The sequence below is a fragment of the Paraburkholderia sp. BGA-UO-ETr-F21 genome (genome assembly GCF_059567925.1).
Genome location: NZ_JCAQOY010000016.1, coordinates 39,056 through 60,466, shown reverse-complemented (window position 1 = coordinate 60,466; position 21,411 = coordinate 39,056). Strand labels below are relative to the sequence as shown.

Annotated in this window: 21 protein-coding genes; 9 read left to right on the top strand and 12 right to left on the bottom strand. The window is 62.4% G+C overall.

Features of this window, described 5'->3' with window-relative positions; translation table 11 throughout:
• Positions 1 to 91: 91 nt before the first annotated feature.
• Positions 92 to 1,654, top strand: a complete 1,563-nt coding sequence (locus AC57B1_RS11265; protein WP_496417544.1) for a DHA2 family efflux MFS transporter permease subunit — start codon at positions 92 to 94, stop codon at positions 1,652 to 1,654.
• 96 nt (positions 1,655 to 1,750) lie between these two features.
• On the opposite strand, the gene AC57B1_RS11260 is transcribed toward AC57B1_RS11265, so the two are convergent.
• The 5 genes from AC57B1_RS11260 to AC57B1_RS11240 all read right to left on the bottom strand — a co-directional run bounded on the left by AC57B1_RS11260 (position 1,751) and on the right by AC57B1_RS11240 (position 6,838).
• A complete protein-coding gene (locus tag AC57B1_RS11260) occupies positions 1,751 to 2,230 on the bottom strand; it encodes a hypothetical protein (protein ID WP_496417543.1) in 480 nt (159 codons plus the stop codon).
• A 212-nt stretch (positions 2,231 to 2,442) separates the two neighbouring features.
• Positions 2,443 to 4,059, bottom strand: a complete 1,617-nt coding sequence (gshA, locus tag AC57B1_RS11255; protein ID WP_496417542.1) for a glutamate--cysteine ligase — start codon at positions 4,057 to 4,059, stop codon at positions 2,443 to 2,445.
• Between the two features lie 281 nt (positions 4,060 to 4,340).
• Positions 4,341 to 5,258 carry a DNA-3-methyladenine glycosylase family protein gene (locus AC57B1_RS11250; protein WP_496417541.1) on the bottom strand — a complete coding sequence of 306 codons (918 nt, stop codon included), beginning with the start codon at positions 5,256 to 5,258 and terminating at the stop codon, positions 4,341 to 4,343.
• On the bottom strand, positions 5,255 to 6,433 hold the full coding sequence (gene ada, locus AC57B1_RS11245) for a bifunctional DNA-binding transcriptional regulator/O6-methylguanine-DNA methyltransferase Ada (RefSeq protein ID WP_496417540.1): 1,179 nt from the start codon (positions 6,431 to 6,433) through the stop codon (positions 5,255 to 5,257). The genes AC57B1_RS11250 and ada overlap by 4 nt, the downstream gene beginning before the upstream one ends.
• A gap of 78 nt (positions 6,434 to 6,511) precedes the next feature.
• Positions 6,512 to 6,838, bottom strand: coding sequence for a hypothetical protein (locus AC57B1_RS11240; RefSeq protein ID WP_496417539.1), 327 nt, complete (start codon positions 6,836 to 6,838; stop codon positions 6,512 to 6,514).
• On the opposite strand from AC57B1_RS11240, the gene AC57B1_RS11235 reads away from it, so the two are divergent.
• Positions 6,809 to 7,234, top strand: coding sequence for a VOC family protein (locus tag AC57B1_RS11235; protein WP_091797703.1), 426 nt, complete (start codon positions 6,809 to 6,811; stop codon positions 7,232 to 7,234). The two genes, AC57B1_RS11240 and AC57B1_RS11235, sit on opposite strands and share 30 nt — an antisense overlap.
• A gap of 28 nt (positions 7,235 to 7,262) precedes the next feature.
• On the opposite strand, the gene AC57B1_RS11230 is transcribed toward AC57B1_RS11235, so the two are convergent.
• Entirely contained in the window at positions 7,263 to 7,817 is a 555-nt protein-coding gene (locus AC57B1_RS11230; protein WP_091797700.1) for a YaeQ family protein, read from the bottom strand.
• Between the two features lie 143 nt (positions 7,818 to 7,960).
• Positions 7,961 to 8,938: a LysR family transcriptional regulator gene (locus AC57B1_RS11225; protein ID WP_496417538.1), complete on the bottom strand. Its 978-nt coding sequence runs from the start codon at positions 8,936 to 8,938 to the stop codon at positions 7,961 to 7,963.
• Between the two features lie 190 nt (positions 8,939 to 9,128).
• On the opposite strand from AC57B1_RS11225, the gene AC57B1_RS11220 reads away from it, so the two are divergent.
• From AC57B1_RS11220 to AC57B1_RS11200, 5 genes are all read left to right on the top strand, one after another.
• Complete coding sequence (locus AC57B1_RS11220) at positions 9,129 to 10,580, top strand: aldehyde dehydrogenase family protein (protein ID WP_496417537.1); 1,452 nt, start codon at positions 9,129 to 9,131, stop codon at positions 10,578 to 10,580.
• A gap of 126 nt (positions 10,581 to 10,706) precedes the next feature.
• Positions 10,707 to 11,711 (top strand): arabinose ABC transporter substrate-binding protein, encoded by a 1,005-nt coding sequence (locus AC57B1_RS11215; RefSeq protein ID WP_091797691.1) that lies wholly within the window; start codon positions 10,707 to 10,709, stop codon positions 11,709 to 11,711.
• Positions 11,712 to 11,798: 87 nt separating this feature from the next.
• The gene (araG, locus tag AC57B1_RS11210) at positions 11,799 to 13,358 is read left to right on the top strand and encodes an L-arabinose ABC transporter ATP-binding protein AraG (protein ID WP_496417536.1); all 1,560 of its coding nucleotides are present in this window, start codon (positions 11,799 to 11,801) and stop codon (positions 13,356 to 13,358) included.
• A 70-nt stretch (positions 13,359 to 13,428) separates the two neighbouring features.
• Entirely contained in the window at positions 13,429 to 14,433 is a 1,005-nt protein-coding gene (gene araH, locus AC57B1_RS11205) for an L-arabinose ABC transporter permease AraH (protein WP_408479467.1), read from the top strand.
• Between the two features lie 39 nt (positions 14,434 to 14,472).
• Positions 14,473 to 16,206 carry an IlvD/Edd family dehydratase gene (locus AC57B1_RS11200; RefSeq protein ID WP_496417535.1) on the top strand — a complete coding sequence of 578 codons (1,734 nt, stop codon included), beginning with the start codon at positions 14,473 to 14,475 and terminating at the stop codon, positions 16,204 to 16,206.
• 270 nt (positions 16,207 to 16,476) lie between these two features.
• On the opposite strand, the gene sap1 is transcribed toward AC57B1_RS11200, so the two are convergent.
• Both sap1 and speG read right to left on the bottom strand, forming a co-directional pair.
• Positions 16,477 to 16,815, bottom strand: coding sequence for a surface attachment protein Sap1 (sap1, locus tag AC57B1_RS11195; protein WP_496417534.1), 339 nt, complete (start codon positions 16,813 to 16,815; stop codon positions 16,477 to 16,479).
• A gap of 454 nt (positions 16,816 to 17,269) precedes the next feature.
• Entirely contained in the window at positions 17,270 to 17,812 is a 543-nt protein-coding gene (speG, locus tag AC57B1_RS11190; protein WP_091800922.1) for a spermidine N1-acetyltransferase, read from the bottom strand.
• Between the two features lie 290 nt (positions 17,813 to 18,102).
• On the opposite strand from speG, the gene AC57B1_RS11185 reads away from it, so the two are divergent.
• Positions 18,103 to 18,282, top strand: a complete 180-nt coding sequence (locus AC57B1_RS11185) for a hypothetical protein (RefSeq protein ID WP_091800919.1) — start codon at positions 18,103 to 18,105, stop codon at positions 18,280 to 18,282.
• A gap of 100 nt (positions 18,283 to 18,382) precedes the next feature.
• Here the strand turns inward: AC57B1_RS11185 and AC57B1_RS11180 are convergent, their stop codons facing one another.
• Both AC57B1_RS11180 and AC57B1_RS11175 read right to left on the bottom strand, forming a co-directional pair.
• Complete coding sequence (locus tag AC57B1_RS11180) at positions 18,383 to 18,808, bottom strand: HIT family protein (protein ID WP_408187317.1); 426 nt, start codon at positions 18,806 to 18,808, stop codon at positions 18,383 to 18,385.
• A gap of 68 nt (positions 18,809 to 18,876) precedes the next feature.
• Positions 18,877 to 19,812: a GlxA family transcriptional regulator gene (locus tag AC57B1_RS11175; protein WP_496417533.1), complete on the bottom strand. Its 936-nt coding sequence runs from the start codon at positions 19,810 to 19,812 to the stop codon at positions 18,877 to 18,879.
• A 178-nt stretch (positions 19,813 to 19,990) separates the two neighbouring features.
• Between AC57B1_RS11175 and AC57B1_RS11170 the strand changes: the two genes are divergently transcribed.
• Positions 19,991 to 20,803: an SDR family NAD(P)-dependent oxidoreductase gene (locus AC57B1_RS11170; protein WP_496417532.1), complete on the top strand. Its 813-nt coding sequence runs from the start codon at positions 19,991 to 19,993 to the stop codon at positions 20,801 to 20,803.
• Positions 20,804 to 20,870: 67 nt separating this feature from the next.
• On the opposite strand, the gene AC57B1_RS11165 is transcribed toward AC57B1_RS11170, so the two are convergent.
• A complete protein-coding gene (locus AC57B1_RS11165; RefSeq protein WP_091797665.1) occupies positions 20,871 to 21,398 on the bottom strand; it encodes an Lrp/AsnC family transcriptional regulator in 528 nt (175 codons plus the stop codon).
• Positions 21,399 to 21,411: the final 13 nt, after the last annotated feature.

Here is a 21,411-nt window from a genome sequence, read left to right as displayed (position 1 = left end):
TGGGCAGAGAATGATCCGGCATGTAAGCGCACTATATGCACCGCGCAATAAAGATGCCGTGACAAGCTTTCCCAGCTGAGGAGAAGATTTTATGGACGCCACGGCTTCTGCCGCTGCCCTACCCGCCGCCGAACCCGCTCCGCTCAAAGGCGGCGCTTTGGCCCTGCTTACAGTCGGCCTCGCGCTCGGCACGTTCATGGAGGTACTCGACACGTCGATTGCGAACGTGGCGGTGCCGACTATTTCCGGCAGTCTCGGCGTTGCGACCAGCCAGGGCACCTGGGTGATCTCGTCCTATTCCGTCGCCTCGGCGATCGCAGTTCCGCTCACAGGCTGGCTTGCGCGCCGGGTCGGCGAAGTGAAACTTTTCACGCTGTCCGTGCTGCTTTTCACGATTGCCTCGGCGCTGTGCGGCTTCGCGCAAAATTTCGAATCGCTGATTGCATTCCGGCTCGTGCAGGGGCTCGTCTCCGGGCCGATGGTTCCGCTTTCGCAGACCATTCTGATGCGCTCGTATCCGCCGGAAAAGCGCGGACTCGCGCTGGGTCTCTGGGCGATGACGGTGATTTGCGCGCCGATCTTCGGGCCCGTGATGGGCGGCTATATCACCGACAACTACACGTGGCCGTGGATCTTCTACATTAACGTGCCGATCGGGTTGTTCTCGGCGGTGTGCGCGTTTCTGTTGTTGCGCGGCCGTGAGACTAAGACCACGAAACAGCGCATCGACGCGGTCGGCCTCGCGCTGCTCGTGATCGGCGTGTCGTGCCTGCAGATGATGCTCGACCTCGGCAAAGATCGCGACTGGTTCAATTCGACATTTATTGTCGCTCTCGCGGTGGTCGCGGTGGTGTCGCTTGCCTTCATGCTGGTCTGGGAGATGACGGAGAAAGAACCCGTCGTGGATCTTTCGCTGTTCAGGGATCGCAACTTCGCGCTCGGCGTGCTGATCATCTCGTTCGGGTTCATGGCCTTCTTCGGCTCGGTGGTGATCTTTCCGCTCTGGCTGCAGACCGTGATGGGTTATACCGCCGGGCTGGCGGGGCTGGCAACCGCGCCGGTCGGTCTGCTCGCGCTGTTTTTGTCGCCGATGATCGGCAAGAACATGCACCGGCTGAACCTGCGCGTGGTGGCGAGTTTTGCGTTCATCGTGTTCGCGTTCGTCTCGTTCTGGAATTCCACGTTCACGCTCGACGTGCCGTTCAATCACGTGATCTGGCCACGGCTCGTGCAAGGGATCGGCGTTGCCTGCTTCTTTGTGCCGATGACCACCATCACGCTCTCCAGCGTGCCGGATGAGCGGCTCGCGAGTGCGTCCGGCCTGTCCAATTTTTTCCGAACCTTGTCGGGCGCGATTGGCACGGCGATCAGTACGACGTACTGGGAGAACGACACGATCTACCATCACGCCATGCTGACCGATTCCGTCAACGTGTATGCCGCGAACACCAATGCTTATACCAATGCATTGGCCGGCATTGGCCTGTCTGGCGACAGCATCACCGCGCAGTTGAATCAGGTGGTGACCGCCCAGGTTTATATGATGGCCACCAATGATTTTTTCCGTATTTCGTGCGCGGCTTTTCTCGTGCTCGCGGTGCTGGTCTGGATCACCAAGCCGCGCAAGGGCGTTGGGCCTTCAATGGGACATTGAGGCTTGGGACATTGAGGCTCGACGATGATCCGTTGAGCGGACGCGCGCCGAAGCGACACTTTTCTTGGGCCACTCTGCGCGCGCTTTTAGCACTTTCTATTGCGTGACGGCTTCGCCGTTCGTTGCCGGGTTCGATTGACCCTGCAAAGCATCCGGATGCAGCGTCGAAGGCTCCAGGGGTTTGGCGCCATCTGCGACGCCTCGCACGTATTGCTTGAAGTCGGCGCCGGCTTCCCACGGGTTCGGCTTGCAACCCATCGAGCCATCGCAGTGCGCGGCAAAGCCGATCGTCGCAGTGCCGTCTGGGTTCGCCGCGCGCGTGATCTGATACGCCAACGCGCGCTTGCCGCCATCGGGTCCGGCGGTCTGAATCAACGTGTCGGTGGAGGACTCGATCTTGTACTTCGAATGGCTCGCCACCCACGCTTGCGCGCGCTGCCACCATAGATCGCATTGCGCTTTGTTCGAACACGTCAACGGCGTTGTCGCGATCTGCATGACGTCCGGATCGACCTGCCCCTGCGTCGAACATCCCGCCGCCGCTACGCACAGCATGACCAACAGACTTTTTTTCATCGCGTTGCATCCTCCCTCTGTGGTGCGCGTCATGTCAGTTTGGACCACCGGGTCGGTACGGTGTTTCATCTGGATCAGAGAATCGTCACGACGCGCGGAGAAATTGCCGATGGCTTTCTACACAGAATGGCGCATCGCGTAGACGTTACCTGCGCAGAAAAAAAAGCGGTCATTGCTGACCGCTTTTTTTTCACCTCACCAGCACGCGTTGTTCAGACGCTGAACCGGTTCAACGTGTACGCCCGATAAGCCGCGACGAACGCGTCGAACGAGCCGACTTCTTCCTGTTCGAGTTTGGCCTGCTCAGCCAGCGACTTCGCAGCGAGATCGGTGAATGCCCTGGTTTGCTCCGCATCCAGCGGACGCGCGCGGAAATACGCGGCGTGTGCTTCGCTTTGCGCGAGGCCGAAGGCGAGGAAGCTCTGCTGCTTCTCGCGCATGGTTTGCAGCACGCGCGCCGAGGGCGTTAGCGAGACATCCGCAAGCTTCGCGCGTTGAACCGCGACGGCGCGCGCATGCGCGTCGCCGCCATGCAACGCGTCGAGCGTGGCGGCCGCGGCGTCGATCTTGATGAGGAGTTCGTTCGCCCAATCCGTCATCGCGATCGGGCGGCCGTCGCGAGTCAACTCGAGGCCGGGCTTGCGACCTTCCATCGTCACGCGGCCGAAATTCTGGTTGGCTTCGGCATAGGCGTCAGGCGGCAACAGCGCGCTGTCGTCGAGTGCGCAGACCAGCAGGTACGCGTCGAGAAAGCGCGACGTCTCCAGCGAAATGCCGGTCGGCTCGAACGGATCGATGTCCATGCAACGAACTTCCACGTACTGCACGCCGCGTGCGGCCAGCGCGTGCAGCGGACGTTCGCCCGGATACGTGATGCGCTTTGGACGGATTGTCGAGTAAAACTCGTTCTCGATCTGCAGCACGTTCGTGTTGATCTGCACCCATTCGCCATCGCGCTGTGTACCGATCGCTTCGTACGCCGGATACGGCTGGCTCACGGCTTTCGCAAGCGCGTCCAGGTAGCCCGGCAGGGTGTCGTAATCCGCGTGCAGCGCGGCTTGCGCCGTAGTGTTCGAATAGCCGAGGTCGCTCATGCGCAGGCTGGTCGCGTACGGACGATAGAGCGTGTCGGCGTCGAGCGTGTCGAGCGTATGTTGGCGATCGCGCAGGAAACGGCGATCCAGTGCCGGCGAAGCGCCGAACAGATACATCAGCAGCCAGTTGGTGCGGCGGAAATTGCGGATCAGCGCGAGATAGCGGTCGGACTGGAAGTCGACGGCGTTCGCGGTGGATTGCTGATCGGCATGCAGCAGCCGCCACACTTCTTCGTTCAGCGAATAGTTGTAGTGGATGCCCGCAATGCACTGCATCGTGCGACCGTAACGCAGCGCGAGACCGATCCGGTACACGTACTTCAGTTTGCCGATATTCGAACTGCCGTAGTGCGCGATTGGAATGCCTTCGTCGGTGTCGGGCAGCAGACCCGGCATGGAGTTGTTCCACAAGATCTCGTCGCCGAGTTCCGCGTAGACAAAACGATGCAGCGTGTCGAGCTTCTCCAGCGTGATCGCGACGTCGTGCTCAGCCGGCGTGATCAGCTCGAGCAGCGCTTCGGAATAATCTGTAGTGAGCGAAGGATGCGTGAGCGCCGAACCGAGCGCCGGCGAATGCGGCGTCAAGGCGAGCTTGCCCTCGTGCGTCACGCGCAGGCTTTCCTTTTCGATGCCGCGCAGGCCGCTTGTCAGCGCGTCGCGCTGCGGGCCTGAGGTCAGCACGGACAGGCGGTGCGAGAGCGCGTCGGTCGTGCGGGAAGGTGTCGTGTTTGGCATTGATGCGAGTCGGGCGTTGTCGGCCGCCATGTGCCGCAGCACTGCGCGGTGGACAACGTTCGGCGGAATTTTCAGTAGCGGGCACTTTAACATCTCGCCACAACGGCTGCTTGAGGCCGCTCCGGTAGGGCATCCGGGCGCGCCGGGCAGCCTCTTTTCCGGGCCAATTTGCCAGCCTTTTCGGCCAGTTCGTCGGCTGTGCGCCACACTACTCTACCCGCCACGCGCGTTGCGCGCGATCCGCTTTTCTCCCCGCTTTTCTTCCTGCCCGACGCCAGGCTTCAGCCGCCACGCGCAGCGCCGGCGCGGTCCGCCACTTCATTCCATAAATGCATCGCCGCGTACGCGCGCCACGGCCGCCACATGTCGGTGCGCGAGCGTTGCTGCGTGGGCCGCACGAGCGACGGATCGCGAGCGCAGATCGCCTGCATCAGCACGAGGTCCCATGCGGGCCACGCGTCGGCGTCACGCCATGCGCGCATCGCGACATACTCGACGGTCCACGGGCCGATGCCGGGCAGCGCAAGCAGCGCGGCACGCAGGGCGTCGGCGTCGGCTGTCTTGCTGTCGAGCGGCACGTCGCCGGTCGCGACCGCGTGCGCGAAACCTTGCAGCGCCGCCACGCGTTTTCCCGGCATGCCGATCTGCGCGAGGTTCACGGCGGCCAGAGCAGCGGGCGTCGGAAAGCGCCAGGCGGTGTTCTCGTGCGGATGACCCTCGATGCGCTCGCCGGCGCGCTGCACCAGTCTTCCGATGATGGTGGTCGCCGCCTTCACGCTGACCTGTTGTCCGACGATCGCACGCACCACCAGTTCGAAGCCCGACCATGCGCCCGGCACACGCAGGCCGGGCACGGCTTCGACGAGCGGCGCGAGCCAAGGGTCGGCGGCGAGCCCGGCGCCGATCTTTTTCGGGTCGGCGTGCAGATCGAACATCTTCGCAATCGGCGCGGCGAGTGCGTCGGCGTGACGGCTCACGGGCCCTTCGATGCTGGCGACGAGGCAACGCTTGCGCGGATGCAGACGCACACTGAGCGTGCCGCTGTCGCCGGCCCAATCGATCGCGCGACGGTACGCGCCGTCTTCCACCGCTTCGACGCCCGGCGTCGCGCGTCCGCCGAAGAAGCGCAGCAGGCGCGGCCAATCGAAGGGTGGTTTGAACGGCAATTCGAGGGTAGCGACTTCGTCAAGCGTGCTCACGCGGCGTGATCCAGTTTGTTGGTGGTTTCGTTGTCGATATTGGCGTCTGCAAGGGCGCGCTCGTCATGCCTTGTCTGGCCGCGCGAAAAATCACCGGCATGCTGGGCCTCGTTGTCGAGCAGCGCAGCCTTGCGCGGCAAACCCCAGCGATATCCCGCCAGCGCCCCGCCCTTTGCCACCACGCGATGACAAGGAATCGCCAGTGCCACCGGGTTCGTCGCGCAGGCGCTGGCGACCGCGCGCACGGCACGCGGCGCGCCGACCGTTTCGGCGATCTCCGAATAGCTGCGCGTCTCGCCGTATGGAATGCGCCGCAACGCATCCCAGACACGCTGCCGGAATGCGGTCGCGGCGATGTCGAGCGGCAGATCGAAGTCGTGGCGCGTGCCCCGCAAATAGGCGTCGATCTGCGCGATGAACGGCGCAAGGTGTTCGGTATCTTCCAACAGATCGGCGTTGGCGAGTTCGCTGCGAAGGTCGTCGGCGAGCATGGCGGCGTCGTCGCCGAAACCGATCTTGCAGATGCCCTTCTCCGTGGCCGCCACGAGCACGAAGCCGAGCGCCGTGGAAGCGCTGGCATAGCGCACGGTGAGTCCGGCGCCCTTGCGGCGATACGCGGACGGCGCCATGCCGAGTTCGGCCGAGGCGCTGTCGTACATCCGCGAGGGCGAGCCGAAGCCCGCGTCGAGCGTGGCGCGAGTGACGTCCGAGCCGCGCCGGAGCGCGTCGCGCAGCGCGGCGCCCCGTTGGGCGGCCTGATATTGCCGCGGCGACACGCCGACCACGCGTTTGAACAGGCGCTGAAGGTGAAACGGGCTGACGTGCACGGCGGCGCTCAACTGCGCGAGCGTGAGGCGTTGCTGCGGATCGGCGTCCAGCGCGGCACAGGCGCGGTTCACGATTTCCAGCTCGCGCGGCAAACCGCCGGGCTGGCAGCGTTTGCAATCGCGAAATCCTGCGTTGCGCGCGGCGGCGGCGTCGACGAAGAACGCGACGTTCTCGCGGCGCGGCTGGCGCGACGCGCACGACGGGCGGCAGAACACGCCGGTGGTTTTGACGGCGTAGAAGAACGCGCCGTCGGCCAGCGGCTCACGGCGTGTGACGGCTTCCCAGCGCTCGTCGTCGGAAGTCCAGCTGGCGGCGCTGGAGGGGGTGTCGGTAGGCGTGCGGTTCATGTTGGTCCCGGATCAGCGGTGTCGATGTTCACCAATGTAGGCCGCATGCCGACACAGTACGCCCCGGTTCTTGCTCTGTCATTGCGCTTCTTCGTAGCGCCCAAAGGCACGCCAGGCGCTCGTTTTGCCGCAAACTGCGACAAATTCGCACGATATCGGGTTTTCCCTTAAAAAGTTATTGCGTCGCACCAACCCCATGTGTATATTAGTACTTGTCTCCTCCATGTCTCCTCCTGATATGGATTCAGCCCGCTCCACATAGAGCGGGCTTTTTTTCGCCCATACCTGTCTGATCCGGCCCTCACTCGCGGCGCCGTCCTTTCTCCTACACTGGCTATTCACCCGTTCTTCGAACCGGCCAAAGGGGCGTTCGACATGAAAATCCATATTCGCGAGATCGATCATGTCGTCATTCGGGCGACGAACGTCGAGGCCATGGCGCGATTTTATTGCGACGTGCTGGGTTGCACCGTGGAGAAGGAGCAGCGCGATCTGGGTCTGACACAGTTGCGTGCGGGGCGCTCGCTGATCGACCTGTTGCAGGTCGGCGCCAAGCTCGACCATGCCGAAAACGGCGTGCCAGGAGCCGGGCGGAACATGGACCACCTGTGTTTGCGCATCGAGCCGTTCGACGCCGAAGCGCTCAAGGCGCATCTGACCGGACACGGCGCGCGGCTGGGCGAACTGGGGCAGCGCTACGGCGCGGACGGCTTTGGACAGTCGCTGTATCTGTTCGACCCGGAGGGCAACATGGTCGAACTCAAGGGGCCGCCGGACGCGGCGCGCGTGACGTCGCTTTAAGCGCTTCGAGCGTCGGCCGCGTTCAGTGTCAGGCGTTGGCGGGCGCCTTCAATACCGTCCATTCGATTTTCACCGCATCGGCTTCGGCGCTGCCGAGCCATGCTTCGCCGTCCTGCACCGTGCATTGCAGCCGCATGGTCCGTTCGGCTAGCGAGCCGAGCGCGCTGGCGACGTCTTCGCCGAGTGTCCACACCGTCACGTTGCGCATACGTTCGACCTTGTTGCGCACGCCCTGCCACCAGATGTCCGACGCCCGGCCGCCATAGGCGATCACGATCACCTGATTCGAGCGGCCGCTTGCCTTGGCGATACGCCGTTCGTCCGGCTGACCGACTTCGATCCAGGTTTCGATCGCGCCCGTGAGATCTTTTTCCCACAGATCCGGTTCGTCCACATCCGACAAACCTTTGCAGAATTCGAGGCGTTCCTGCGCGAACAGCGCGAATGCGGCGACGCGGACCATCATCCGTTCGTCGGTTTCCGAGGGATGGCGGGCGATCGTCAGCGAATGGTCGGCGTAATAATGCCGGTCCATGTTGGCGATCTGCAGTTCCGCCTTGTAAATCGTCGATTTGAGAGCCATGCCGTTGCTAAACCAGGCGCTCGCTCCACCGGAGCGAACTGAAAAAGAATCGTCGACGGCGCGTTGCCGTTTTCCGTGTTTGTGGTACATCTTTCGGTCCCTCCCGCGCCGTCAGCCGGCTGCTATTACCACGGGAGAAGCATTTATCGCGCCACTGCCGGCTCGAAAGCGGTGCCGTACACCTCGCCCGCGGCTCCCCGCAGGGCTTCCAGCACGACCGAGGCTGCCGGTGAAAGCAGGTGCGACTGGCGCGTGATGATACCGAATGTATCCATCCTGCACGGTAAATCGATCGGCACTCGTTTCAAAACGCCGTACTGTTGGTATTGACGCGCCACTTCGTCGGGTAGAACCGCCAACATGTCGCTTTGGAGCAGCAAGCTCGAAATCGCCAGAAAATTGTTCGTATTGACCACGTTTTGCGGCGGATTCAGCCCGATTTGAGAAAACATCAGATCGAAACGATGGCGCAAGACGCTGCCTGGCGGATGCAAAACCCAGCTCGCGTTGACGATTCCACGTAGCGTCAAACCCGTCTCATTTTCGAGATGATGGCCGGGCCGCGCGACCACGCAAAGCGGTTCATCGGCGAGCGGTTCATAGCGGACTTCGGCGTTGAACTGGTTTTGCCGCTCCAGAACGCGGCCGATCATGATGTCCAGTTCGCCTTCCGCCAGCCGCGGCAGCATCACGTCCGAGGTTTCCACCTCCACCCAGATCTGCAATTGCGGATAGCGTTCTTTCACCTCGGCAATCGCGCGAGGCACCATGGTTGCCGCGGCCGCCGCGATCACGCCGATCCGCACTTGGCCCGCCAGACCCGCGCGCAACGCCGATATTTCGTCGTGTGCGTGGCTCAGATTCGACAGCACCATGCGCGCATGGCGGATCATGACCTCGCCGTACAGCGTGGCGTGCATGCCGTGCGGCGTGCGGTCGAACAGGCTCACCTCCAGCATGTCCTCCAGCTCTTTGAGCAGACGCGAGGCGGCGGGCTGGGTCATGCCGAGCACGTCGGCGGCCCGGCGGACGTTGCCCTCCTCGTCCATCGCCGCGAGCAGCAGTAACTGCCGCGTCTTGAGCCGCGCCCGCACGAACCAGTTCGAGTAGCTACGCGTCATGGTCTCTCTCCAACCTGTTTTCTGATAAGCGGCTCGAAGCCGACCGCTGCGCGGTTTGTGCGGGGCGGTGCTCCATCATGCCATATCGAAATTGATATCGGGACGGCTTGAAAAGGGATTGGAAAGTTATTGGGACGGCTCATACCATTCGTGGACTTTCCGAGCTTCCTCACGTTCTGCCTTTCCATCGATGAACCGCGATCCCGTCCCACTCGCTGCAAGTCCGTTGCGCCACTACATCAATGGCGGATGGGAGACCGGCGCGACCACGGGCGTCTCGCTCAACCCGTCGGACCTGGACGAACCGGTCGGCGAATATGTGCGGGCCGATGTGCGGCAAACGGATACGGCCATCGAAGCGGCGCACCTGGCTTTCCGCGAATGGTCGCTGGCGTCGGCTCAACGCCGTGCGGACGTGCTCGATGCGATCGGCAGCGAGGTGCTCGCGCGCCGCGACGAACTTGCCCAACTGCTGGCACGCGAAGTCGGCAAGACGCTGCCCGAGGCCATGATCGAGACGACGCGGGCCGGCCAGATCTTCAAGCTGTTGGCGGCCGAAGCCTTGCGTGCCGTCACCGAGTCCGGCGCGAGCACGAGCGCGCGCGCCGGCGTCGAAGTGGACGTGACGCACGAACCGCTCGGCGTGATCGGCATCATCGCGCCGTGGAGCGCACCGCTCGCGGTCGCCGCGGCGAAGATCGGCGCCGCGCTCGCCCACGGCAATTGCGTCGTTTTCAAGCCGGCCGAATCGACGCCGGCCTGCGCGGCGGCGCTGGCGTCGATCATCAGCCGCGCCGGTCTGCCGGCGGGCGTGTTCAACCTCGTGATGGGCAGCGGCCGGCAGGTCGGCGCGCGGATCGCCGCGCATCCGTTGACGTCGGCGATCAGCTTCACCGGTTCGGCGGAAACCGGCACGCGCGTGCTGCAAGCCGCCGCCGCCCGCCAGGCGCGTGTGCAACTCGAGATGGGCGGCAAGAATCCGTTCGTGGTGCTGGCCGATGCCGATCTCGACGGCGCCGTCGATGCCGCCTTGTACGGCGCCTATGGCTCGACCGGTCAATGCAGCACCGCAGCGGCGCGGCTGATCGTCGAGCGCGCGGTGTTCGACCCGTTCGTGGACGCCTTGCGGGCGAAACTCGCGAGACTCACGATCGATCACGCCCTGAAGCACGGCACTGACATGGGGCCCGTGGCGAACGCCGCGCAGTTGCAGCGCAATCTCGACTATGTGCGCATCGGTCTGCAGGAAGGCGCGCACCTGCTGCACGGCGGCCGCCAACTGGAACGCGCGACGCGCGGCTATTTTTTCGAACCCGCCTTATTCATCGGCGAATCCGAACACCGTATCGCGCAGGAGGAAATCTTCGGTCCGCTCGCCGTCGTGCTGCGCGCGGACGACTACGACCACGCGCTGCATCTCGCGAACGACACCGCATACGGTCTATGCGCGGGCATCTGCACGCGCTCGCTCAGCCGCGCGCGGCATTTCCGCCGTCATGTGCATAGCGGTCTCGTCACGATCAATCTGCCGACCACGGCCGTCGAGCATCACGCGCCCGGCGGCGGCCGCAAGGCGTCGGCCTATGGCGCTACCGGCGCGGGTTTCTGGACGGCCGTGAAAACGGCCTACGTAGCGGACTGATGCTCATGAGATCCCTTCACCCCGTGGCGTCCCATCGCACTCATCCACGTCCCGGCTAACGCCGCCGTGCATCACCCGCTGCAAATAAACGAAACCAATGCAGCTTTTCAACCTCAGGAGACAGACATGACCAGCAAGCTTCGCCGTTTGACGCTATCCGCAGTAGCGGCCGCCGCGCTCGCCGCGCCCTTTGCCGCGCAGCTTTCCGCGCACGCGGATCAGCCGCTCAAGGTCGGCTTCCTCGTGAAGATGCCGGAGCAGGCGTGGTTCATCAACGAACAGAAGGCCGCGAGCGCGCTCGGCCAGAAGGACGGCTTTTCGGTAGTCAACATCGGTACGCCGGACGGTGAAAAAGTGCTGGCCGCGATCGACAACCTCGGCGCGCAAGGCGCCAAAGGCTTCGTGATCTGCGCGCCCGACGTGCGCCTCGGACCGGCGATCCAGGCTCGGGCGAAGCGCTACAACATGAAGTTCGTCACCGTCGACGATCAGCTCGTCGACTCCACCGGCAAGCCGCTGCCGAACGTGCCGCATCTGGGCATGTCCGCGTTCAAGATCGGCAATCAGGTCGGCACCGCGATCTCTGAAGAAATGAAGCGCCGCGGCTGGAAGCCGGAAGAAGTCGGCGCGCTGCGCATCACGAACTACGAATTGCCGACCGCGAAACTGCGTACCGATGGCGCGACGCAATCGCTCCTCGCCGGCGGCTTCAAGAAGGAAAACATTTTCGACGCTCCGCAAAAGACAACCGACGACGAAGGCGGCTTCAACGCATCGTCGCCGGTCCTCGCGCAGCATCCGAACATCAAGAAGTGGGTGATCTTCGCGCTCAACGAGGAAAGCGTGCTGGGCGGCGTACGCGCGACCGAGCAGTTGCATATTCCGGCGGCGGACGTGATCGGCGTCGGCATCAACGGCGCGGGTGAAGCATTCGCCGAATTCCAGAAGAAGGAACCGACGGGCTTCTACGGCACGATTGCCGTGAGTTCGACGATGCATGGCAAGGAAAGCACGGAGAACCTCGTCGAGTGGATCAAGGACGGCAAGCAGCCGCCCGCCGATACACAGACCACCGGCAAGCTGATGGTGCGCGGCAACTGGCAGGACGTGCGTAAAGAGCTCGGTATTTAAGCGGTATTCGAGTCTGCACGCCGCGGGCCGTCCCTCGCTCAAGCGAGAGCGGTCCGCTCTGGTTGTTCTTCCGCTTGAGGTTTTTCGATGACGTCTTTACACACCGAGTCCCACGCCGGCGAACCGGCGCCCTCACCTGCGCCCTTGCCTGCGCGCCCATCGGCCGAGCCGTATCTGCGACTCGACGGCATCACCGTGCGCTTTCCGGGCGTGCTCGCGCTCGACCAGGTGTCGCTCGAAGTGCGGCGCGGCGAAGTGCATGGCCTGATGGGGGAAAACGGCGCGGGCAAATCGACGTTGCTGAAGGTGTTGTCCGGCGTGAATCAACCCGCGGCGGGCACCTTGTCGCTCGACGGCGTTGAACAGCAGTTCGTCACGACGAAGGCGGCGATTGCCGCGGGCGTGGCGATCATCTATCAGGAACTGCATCTGGTCCCCGAACTGACGGTTGCGGAAAACCTGATGCTCGGAGCCCTGCCCAATCGTTTCGGTGTGCTGGACGAAAAAGCGCTGGTGGCGCGCGCCATGCGCGAACTGGAACGGCTCGGCGAAAAGATCGACCCGTCGCAGCAGGTGAAGAATCTCTCGATCGGCCAGCGGCAAATGATCGAAATCGGCAAGGCGCTAATGCGCGACGCGCGCGTGATCGCGTTCGACGAACCGACCAGTTCGCTGTCGTCGCGCGAAACGACGCAACTGTTCCGGATCATTCGTGCGCTGAAGGCCGAAGGCCGCGCGATCATCTACGTCACGCACCGGATGGATGAAGTGTACGAACTGTGCGATCGCGTGACGGTGTTTCGCGACGGCCGCCGCATCGATACCTTCGACGCGGGTGAAGGACTCGATCGTGATCGCCTGATCAGTTGCATGGTGGGCCGCTCGATCGCCGATGTGTACGGTTATCGCTCGCGCGAACTCGGCGACGTGCAACTCGATGTCAAGAACCTGATGGGACGCGGTCTGCGCGAACCGGCTTCTTTCACGGCGCGCAAAGGTGAAATCGTCGGCTTCTTCGGGCTCGTCGGCGCGGGGCGTTCCGAGTTGATGAAGCTCATCTATGGCGCGGTCAAACCGGCGGGCGGCGAGATCACGCTCAAAGGCAAGCGCGTGCGCTTTGCCACACCGCGCGACGCGGTGCGCGCGGGCGTGGCGCTGTGTCCCGAAGATCGCAAGCAGGAAGGCATCGTTTCGATCGCCTCGGTCTCGGACAACCTCAACATCAGTTGCCGCCGCCATTTCAGCCGCTTCAGCGTGCTCAACGGCCGCAAGGAAGCGCAGACCGCGAGGGAGTTCATCGGCAAGCTCGCGATCAAGACGCGTAATGGCGACACGCCGATCGGCACGCTCTCGGGCGGCAATCAACAGAAGGTGATTCTGTCGCGCTGGCTTGCCGAAGACATCGACGTATTTTTGATGGACGAACCGACGCGCGGCATCGACGTCGGCGCGCGCAGCGAGATTTACGGGTTGCTGTATGGGCTCGCCGAGGCGGGCCGCACGGTGATCGTCGTGTCGAGCGACCTCGCCGAAGTGATCGGCGTGGCGGATCGTGTGATCGTGATGAAGGAAGGCCGCATTGTCGGCGATCTGCCCAAGGCGCAGGCCACGCCGGGTGCGCTGATCAAGCTCGCCCTGCCCCGCTGACGCTGTCTTGCATCCTCGACACAACGAAGGCAACTGAATCGAATTGCGCTATTGAAACGGAATACACACCATGCACACACCTTCAACCGATTCATCGACCCCAGCCGTCGCCTCAGCGGGATTGAGCGCGCGCGCCGCGCGCACCTGGGACATGATCAACAAGTCCGGCATCGTCATGGTGTTCGTGATTCTGTTCGCGGTCCTGTCGTTCACCGTGCCCGACTTTCTGAGCTCGCGGAATATTCAGGGCTTGTTGCTTTCCGTCACGCTGATCGGTTCGATCTCCGTCACGATGATGTTCGTGCTCGCGCTCGGCGAAGTGGATCTGTCGGTCGCGTCGATCGTCGCGTTCGCGGGCGTGGTGGCGTCCACGCTGATCACCGCGACGCATAGCGTGATGCTCGGCGTCGCGGCCGGCGTGCTCGCGGGAGGTGCGGTCGGACTCGTGAACGGCGTGCTGGTCGCGCGCTACAAGATCAACTCGCTGATCGTCACGCTCGCCATGATGGAGGTCGTGCGCGGCCTCGCGTATATCACCTCGAACGGCGACGCCGTGATGATCTCCGAAGAACGTTTCTTCGACCTCGGCGGCGGCTCGTTCCTCGGTATTTCGTATCCGATCTGGAGCAACATTGTCGGCTTCGTGCTGTTCGGTTTTCTGCTGAAGAAAACCGTGTTCGGCAAGAACGTGCTGGCCGTCGGCGGCAATAGCGAGGCGGCCTTGCTGGCGGGCTTGCCGGTAACGCGCATCAAGATCACAGTGTTCGTATTGCAAGGCCTCGTGACCGGCTTTGCGGGCGTGATGCTGGCGTCGCGCATGAGTCTGGGCGACCCGAAAACTTCGGTTGGCCTCGAGCTCGGCGTGATTTCGGCGTGCGTGCTTGGCGGCGTCTCTCTCACTGGCGGCGTCGCGACGATTTCCGGTGTGCTGGTCGGCGTGCTCATCATGGGTTCCGTGCAGGACGCCATGAGCCTCCTGAATGTGCCGACCTTTTATCAATACCTGATTCGCGGCGGGATTCTGCTGCTCGCGGTGCTGTTCGACCAGTTCCGGCGCAGCAAGCGCGTGCACTAATGCGCGCCCCGCTCTACATGTTTGCCAACAGGAGATTTCATGGCTGATTCGAACCAGACTAAAAAGCCGCTGCGCAGCCAGGCGTGGTTCGGCCTCAAGGACCGCGACGGCTTTCTGCATCGCTCGTGGATGAAAAACCAGGGCATTCCGCACGACGAATTCGACGGACGTCCGGTCATCGGCATCTGTAATACGTGGTCCGAACTGACGCCTTGCAATGCGCATTTCCGCGAGCTGGCGGAGTACGTAAAAAAGGGCGTGCATGAAGCCGGCGGCCTGCCGCTCGAGTTTCCGGTGATGTCGCTCGGTGAGACCAACTTGCGGCCCACCGCAATGCTGTTTCGCAACCTCGCTTCCATGGATGTCGAGGAGTCGATTCGCGGCAATCCGATGGACGGCGTGATCCTGCTGGTCGGCTGCGACAAGACCACGCCGGCTCTGTTGATGGGCGCGGCTTCGTGCAATCTGCCCGCACTGGCGGTCTCCGGCGGACCAATGTTGAACGGCCGCTTTCGCGGCAAGAACATCGGCTCCGGCACGGGCGTATGGCAGATGTCCGAGGAAGTACGCGCCGGTACGATGACGCAGGAAGAATTCACCGAGGCCGAGTCGTGCATGAACCGCTCGCGCGGCCACTGCATGACGATGGGCACGGCGTCGACCATGGCCTCGATGGTCGAGTCGCTGGGCATGGGACTGCCGCACAACGCGGCGATTCCCGCCGTCGATGCGCGCCGTCAGGTGCTCGCGCATCTCGCGGGCCGGCGCATCGTCGACATGGTTCGCGAGGATCTGACGATGGACAAGATCCTCACGCGCCAGGCCTTTGAAAACGCGATCCGCACGAACGCCGCGATCGGCGGGTCGACCAATGCGGTCGTCCACCTGATCGCGCTCGCGAAGCGCATTGGCGTGGAGTTGTCGCTGGAGGATTGGGAGCTCGGTTCGAACGTGCCGTGTCTCGTGAATCTGCAACCGTCCGGCGAGTATCTGATGGAGGACTTTTACTACGCGGGCGGCTTGCCGGCCGTGTTGAAGCAACTCGGCGAGCAGGGGCTCCTGCATAAAGAAGCGCTGACGGTGAACGGCAAGACGCTCTGGGACAACGTGCGCAACGCGCCGAATCACGACGAGAAGGTCATCACGACCTTCGCCGAGCCGTTCAAGCCGAAGGCCGGCATTGCGGTGCTCAAGGGCAATCTGGCGCCGAACGGCGCGGTGATCAAACCGTCGGCGGCGACCGCGGCGTTGCTCAAGCATCGTGGCCGCGCGGTCGTGTTCGAGAACATCGAGGAGTTGCACGCGAAGATCGACGACGATTCGCTCGACATCGACGAGCATTGCATCATGGTGCTCAAGGGCGCGGGGCCGAAGGGTTATCCGGGCTTTGCGGAAGTCGGCAACATGCCGCTGCCGAAAAAGGTGCTGCAAAAAGGCATTACGGACATGGTGCGCATTTCGGATGGCCGCATGAGCGGCACGGCTTACGGCGCGGTGGTGCTGCACGTATCGCCGGAAGCGGCCGCGGGCGGCCCGCTCGCGTTCGTGCAAACCGGCGACATGATCGAGCTGGACGTCGAAGCACGCCGCCTGCATCTGGACGTCACCGACGAGGAACTCGCGCGCCGGCGCGCAGCATGGCAGGCGCCGGAAGCGCCCAAACGCGGCTACTACAAACTCTACGTCGAACACGTGCTGCAAGCCGACCAGGGCGCGGATCTGGATTTCCTGGTGGGATCGAGCGGTGCGCCGGTGCCGCGCGACTCGCACTGATATCGACACGGCTCCTCGCGCGACGAGCCAACGGTTGTTCCCTGCGCTTTGCGAGAAGGCGTACTGCCGATGCGGATCGACATAATCCGCATCGGCTTTTTTCTGTCCGGTTCCCAAGCGAATTGAACGCGCACAAATAAAAACGGCCAGGCATTTGATGCCCAGCCGATTTTTAACTCACAGGTTCACCGTCTCCGGCTTTTTAAAAGTCAGAGAATCGACGCACGCAAAATCACATTCCGGCATTCCGCCCGAATGACGGCGCTTAGCTTATTGCTTGATGAATCGATCGTTTGCCCAAAGTCCTTGCGTGTCGCTATTGCCGGAATTCACGAATTCGACGTCGTGACCAACCACGCGCACGACGCGGAAACTCGAATTTTCCGGTGTGGAGACACACTGGTATCCAGAGAAAAATTCCAGCATTTTTTGCTGTTCACCGGCTTGCGCATGCTGGTCGGCGGCGTCGAGTTTATCCTTCGACAGGCAGCCATATGCGTTGGCCTTGAACTGGATGGTTTGCTGCGGCTTGATCATGACGTCTTGTGCCTGAACAGTGGCGGCAGCCAATCCCGCAATGGCGAAAACAAGGGCGATTCGCATTTTCATATTTTCCTCCGGTGCGGGTGGATAGTCAGGTTAGCTATGTATTTAACTTTAACGTTGAACCCGCACCTTGCACTTTAGGAGAATGCGAGAGAACGACAAGCACATCTTGTGTGCGGTCGCAACAGCGGCGAATTGTCGCACCATGCTTTGCGGCTGCTTAATTGCTGGGCAACGGTTTAAGTGGGTGTGATTGCCGTGGGTAACTAGGAGACGGGCAGGGTGCGCCGCTTTAACTAGTAACGCTTTGCGCCGCGTATTCGCGTAAACGAGCAGCCTCAATTAAGCGATTTACTACATTAAATTTCGCGGGTTGGTGCATTGCACACAAAGTCATTCAACTGACCAAATTAAAATCACGAAATAACGGTGTATTTGCAGAAAATAAAGAGTGCCAGGTACGACAAGCTGTGTCGGCAGAGTTCGCTGCGATGGCAGCGCTTTGCCCGGTCGCACTTCATCGGACCTGCTGGTTCATCTTGAAGAACTCGTCCTGAAACATGCACATGCGCAGGGCGTTGTGATAGCTGCCGTTGCCGAAAAATTCCTCGATCAACTCGGCCTCGTGCCTGAACCCGCACTTCTCGTAAACGTGGATGGCCGACGTATTCGACTTGTCGACGATCAGATAAACCTTGCGCAAGTTCAGCACTGAAAACGCATAGTCGGTAGCGAGTTGGGTTGCCAGAGTCGCATAGCCGCGGCCTTGCGCATGGGGCGCGATGATGATCTGAAACTCGCCACGCCGGTGGATATAGTCGAGCTCGATCAACTCGACGACGCCGACCGTTTGCCCTTCGTTGTCGATCGCCACGAAGCGGCGCTCGCGCAGGTCGTGCACGTGCTGATCGTAAAGCTGCGTCAGTTCCGAGAAGGTTTCGTACGGCTCCTCGAACCAGTAACGCATGATTTTCGCGTTGTTGTTCACTTCATGGACGAAGCGAAGATCGGTACGTTCGAGCGGGCGCAACGTGAGTTCGCTGCTACGTTCGGTAGTCATTGGATTCCCCTTGAGAACTTGTTGGTCTGAGTGCGCGCGTGCCATATCGGATCGAGCGCTTTTCATTTTCAGTTAGTCAGGTCTTGATGCGGGGAGTTCTTGCAACCTCGTGCGCCCCTGCGCCACTTTTTTGCAATGCGCGAGGCGGCATGAGGGTTTGGTGAGGTGAGGGCGTCGCATTGCCGCAGGCTCGCGAATGGGCGCGCTCGCGTGATTGTGAGCGGCGCGGCACGGTATGGGTACGCGCGGTGCTCTACAATGAAATCATGCTCCCGCGATCGGAGGCCACCGTGATCGAGCACTTGATATTGGGCGTCTTTCTGGTCATTCCGCTGCTCATCGTCGCGTTTCTTTTCTCCGACGAATTGTGGCAGGAACACCGGCATCTGCACGAGATGCGACCCGCGCACCTGAAACCGCGTCGCATCGACTGGCGGCATCCGCTGCGCCGTTCGCGGCATCGGCTTTAACGCGCCGCGTTGGCTCGCCAGTTGACCCGTCTGAGATTGAATACCGCGAATTTTCGCAGCCGTTTCGGCGCGCGGGAGCGCGCGCGTCACTCACTCACCGTTAGTCTGCACGCCAATGCGCGCGAATGCGTTTAGCAAGCGCTTCGAGCGTTTCCGCATCGGCGACGTCGCGCGCGTGCATGCGCAGCGGCTGGCCTTCCCAGCGCGGAATCACGTGAAAATGCACATGCGCCACCGTTTGTCCCGCGGCGGCGCCGTTGAATTGCCCAATGAACACACCATCCGGCCGCAAGGCCGCGCGCACCGCGATCGCGAGTTTCTGCGTCATGCGTATGCATGCCACCGTCGAAGCATCCGACAACTCGAAAATCTCCGCCACGGCTTCCTTGGGCACCACCAGAAGATGGCCGTCGGCTTGCGGCATCAGGTCCATGAAGGCGAGGGCGGCATCGGTCTCGGCCACTTTGATGCAGGGTAGTTCGCCGCGCAGAATCCTCGCGAAGGGATTGCTGTTGTCGTAGGTCATCGCGTTCCTCTCATGGTGGAAGGTCATATCGGTGTTGCTGCGGTTGGCGATATTGTCCATCACCTGTGTTACATCACGCGCGCCGCACGCTTGATGGCCTGCGGCGGCTGGCCGTACGCCCGTAGAAACGCACGCCGCATCCGTTCGGTATCGACAAAGCCGGTTTCCGCGGCCACCGCCTCCATGGAATGGCGGCCCGCTTCCAGCATGGCGCGCGCGGCTTCGACGCGCAATGACTCGATAGCTTTGGCTGGCGATTGGCGGGTTTCGTCGCGAAACGCGCGGCTGAACTGACGGGGGCTCAGGTGCGCGACGTCGGCGAGTTGCTCGACCGTCAATGGCTCGCGCAGATGGCTTTTGGCGTACGAGAGCGCGTTCTGGATGCGGTCGGATTTCGGCTCCAGGTCCAGCATGGCCGAGAACTGTGACTGGCCGCCGGTGCGGCGGTGATAAACCACGAGCTTCTTGGCGATGGCGCGGGAGACCTCGACGCCGAGATCGTTTTCAACGAGCGCCAAACATAAATCGATGCATGCGGTCATGCCGGCCGACGTCCACACCGAGCCGTCGACGATAAAGATGCGGTCCTCATCCACGCGCGCTTGTGGAAAGCGCTGTTGCAGATTGCGGGCGTGAATCCAGTGGGTCGTGGCGTGGCGGCCGTCGAGAATCCCGGCCTCGGCCAGCACGAACGCGCCGGTGCAAATGCTGGCGGTACGCCGTGAGGCGACCAGCGCGTCGTTCAGGAACGCCAGCAATCCCGGCGACGACGGCGCGATCTGCATCGCGCCGGTGACCACCACGGTGTCGTAAGCCGGATCGCCGAACGGCTGGGTGGCGATCTCGACGCCGGCCGAGCTGCGCACCATGCCGCCATGCTCGGAAATGATTTCCACGTCGTACTCAGGCTGGCCGGCCTCCAGGTTCGCCAGTTCGAACACCGCGACCGCCACCATATCGAGGATCTGAAAGCCGGGAAAAACCACCACGCCGACGTGTCTCATTGCGATGTCCTAAAACGAGGTAAATACGACATTTGAGACAAAAGAGTACGCGCCTACACTTGCCTCGTCAACACCGCAATGCAACGCGAAACAGCGCAGCGGCGGAGGTTTCCAGGTTTTTTCCATTCATCGGACAGGGCAGAGGCGCCACGCGCCGCGCCCGCAAGGAGAGATACACATGGCAACGCAAACAGGCAAAGGCACGGCATTGGTGACGGGCGCTTCGTCGGGTATCGGCGCGGTGTATGCGGACCGCCTCGCGCGGCGCGGCTACGACCTGATTCTCGTGGCGCGCGACGCAGCGCGGCTGAACGCTCTGGCCGAGCGTCTGACGACCGAGACCGGCCGCCGTATCGACACGATCACGGCGGACCTCACCGTCAAAGCCGACGTGCGCCGCATTGAAGAACGGCTGCGCGCGGACGCAGGGATCACGATGCTGGTCAACAACGCGGGTGTCGGCGCAACCGCCTCGCTGATCGACTCGGACGTGGATGCGCTCGAAACGATGATCGATCTGAACGTGACGGCGCTCACGCGTCTGACGGCGGCCGTCGTGCCTGGCTTCGTGGCGCGGGGTAACGGCATCGTGATCAATATTTCGTCGATCGTCGCGCTCTCGCCGGAAACGTTGAACGGCACGTATAGCGGCACCAAGGCTTATGTGCTCAACCTGACGCAGTCGCTGCACCACGAAGTGGGCGACAAGGGCGTGCAGTTGCAAGCGGTGCTGCCGGGTGCGACCAGCACGGCATTCTGGGACCGTGCGGGTCTGCCGGTCGAGCATCTGCCGTCGCAGATCGTGATGACCGCCGAGGACATGGTGGACGCCGCGCTCGCCGGCCTCGACCAAGGCGAACTGGTGACGATCCCGTCATTGCCCGATGCCGCCGACTGGGAGCGCTTCAACAACGCGCGCCAGCACTTGCAGCCGAACCTGTCGCACAAACTGCCGGCCGCTCGTTATAAGCGCGTTGCGGCAACGGCATAAAGCGCCGATAAGCGCACTAGCGGCAAATCAGTAGAAGAGCAGACAAAAGCACGCCCGTGGCGCGCCCTTAACGCCAGTCAGTCGACACGTCGTCGGGATCGACCAGCGTCAATCCCGACGACGGCAGCGGCAGCGCCGTCTTGTAGCGCACCTGCTTGAGCGCAAAGCTCGAGCGGATATTGGAGATGCCCGGAATCTTCGTCAGATGATCGACGATAAAACGCTCTAGCGTCTGCATATCCGGCATGACCACGCGCAGCAGATAGTCGGCGTCGCCCGTCATCAGATAGCACTCCATCACTTCGGGCCGCTCCGAAATCGCCTGTTCGAAGCGCTGCAACGCGTCTTCCACCTGCTTTTCCAGACTCACCTGAATGAACACGTTGATGCGCAGCCCGAGCGGCTCCGGGTTCAGCAGCGTGACCTGCTGCTTGAACAGACCCAGCTTCTCGAGCGCCCGCACGCGGTTGAAGCACGGCGTGGCCGACAGGTTCACCGAACGCGCCAGATCCGAATTGGTAATGCGCGCGTTTTGCTGCAACTGACTCAGGATACCGATGTCGATGCGGTCGAGCCGTCTGGGTGGCGTGGCCATAGATGAAATATTC

What these genes read in the sequence shown, in the direction of transcription:
- AC57B1_RS11265 (WP_496417544.1), top strand. Translation starts at nt 92, where the DNA reads ATGGACGCCACGGCTTCTGCCGCTGCCCTACCCGCCGCCGAACCCGCT.
- AC57B1_RS11260 (WP_496417543.1), bottom strand. Translation starts at nt 2,230, where the DNA reads ATGAAAAAAAGTCTGTTGGTCATGCTGTGCGTAGCGGCGGCGGGATGT.
- gshA (WP_496417542.1), bottom strand. Translation starts at nt 4,059, where the DNA reads ATGCCAAACACGACACCTTCCCGCACGACCGACGCGCTCTCGCACCGC.
- ada (WP_496417540.1), bottom strand. Translation starts at nt 6,433, where the DNA reads ATGAACCGCACGCCTACCGACACCCCCTCCAGCGCCGCCAGCTGGACT.
- AC57B1_RS11235 (WP_091797703.1), top strand. Translation starts at nt 6,809, where the DNA reads ATGAAAATCCATATTCGCGAGATCGATCATGTCGTCATTCGGGCGACG.
- AC57B1_RS11240 (WP_496417539.1), bottom strand. Translation starts at nt 6,838, where the DNA reads ATGATCGATCTCGCGAATATGGATTTTCATGTCGAACGCCCCTTTGGC.
- AC57B1_RS11230 (WP_091797700.1), bottom strand. Translation starts at nt 7,817, where the DNA reads ATGGCTCTCAAATCGACGATTTACAAGGCGGAACTGCAGATCGCCAAC.
- AC57B1_RS11225 (WP_496417538.1), bottom strand. Translation starts at nt 8,938, where the DNA reads ATGACGCGTAGCTACTCGAACTGGTTCGTGCGGGCGCGGCTCAAGACG.
- AC57B1_RS11220 (WP_496417537.1), top strand. Translation starts at nt 9,129, where the DNA reads ATGAACCGCGATCCCGTCCCACTCGCTGCAAGTCCGTTGCGCCACTAC.
- AC57B1_RS11215 (WP_091797691.1), top strand. Translation starts at nt 10,707, where the DNA reads ATGACCAGCAAGCTTCGCCGTTTGACGCTATCCGCAGTAGCGGCCGCC.
- araG (WP_496417536.1), top strand. Translation starts at nt 11,799, where the DNA reads ATGACGTCTTTACACACCGAGTCCCACGCCGGCGAACCGGCGCCCTCA.
- araH (WP_408479467.1), top strand. Translation starts at nt 13,429, where the DNA reads ATGCACACACCTTCAACCGATTCATCGACCCCAGCCGTCGCCTCAGCG.
- AC57B1_RS11200 (WP_496417535.1), top strand. Translation starts at nt 14,473, where the DNA reads ATGGCTGATTCGAACCAGACTAAAAAGCCGCTGCGCAGCCAGGCGTGG.
- sap1 (WP_496417534.1), bottom strand. Translation starts at nt 16,815, where the DNA reads ATGAAAATGCGAATCGCCCTTGTTTTCGCCATTGCGGGATTGGCTGCC.
- speG (WP_091800922.1), bottom strand. Translation starts at nt 17,812, where the DNA reads ATGACTACCGAACGTAGCAGCGAACTCACGTTGCGCCCGCTCGAACGT.
- AC57B1_RS11180 (WP_408187317.1), bottom strand. Translation starts at nt 18,808, where the DNA reads ATGACCTACGACAACAGCAATCCCTTCGCGAGGATTCTGCGCGGCGAA.
- AC57B1_RS11175 (WP_496417533.1), bottom strand. Translation starts at nt 19,812, where the DNA reads ATGAGACACGTCGGCGTGGTGGTTTTTCCCGGCTTTCAGATCCTCGAT.
- AC57B1_RS11170 (WP_496417532.1), top strand. Translation starts at nt 19,991, where the DNA reads ATGGCAACGCAAACAGGCAAAGGCACGGCATTGGTGACGGGCGCTTCG.
- AC57B1_RS11165 (WP_091797665.1), bottom strand. Translation starts at nt 21,398, where the DNA reads ATGGCCACGCCACCCAGACGGCTCGACCGCATCGACATCGGTATCCTG.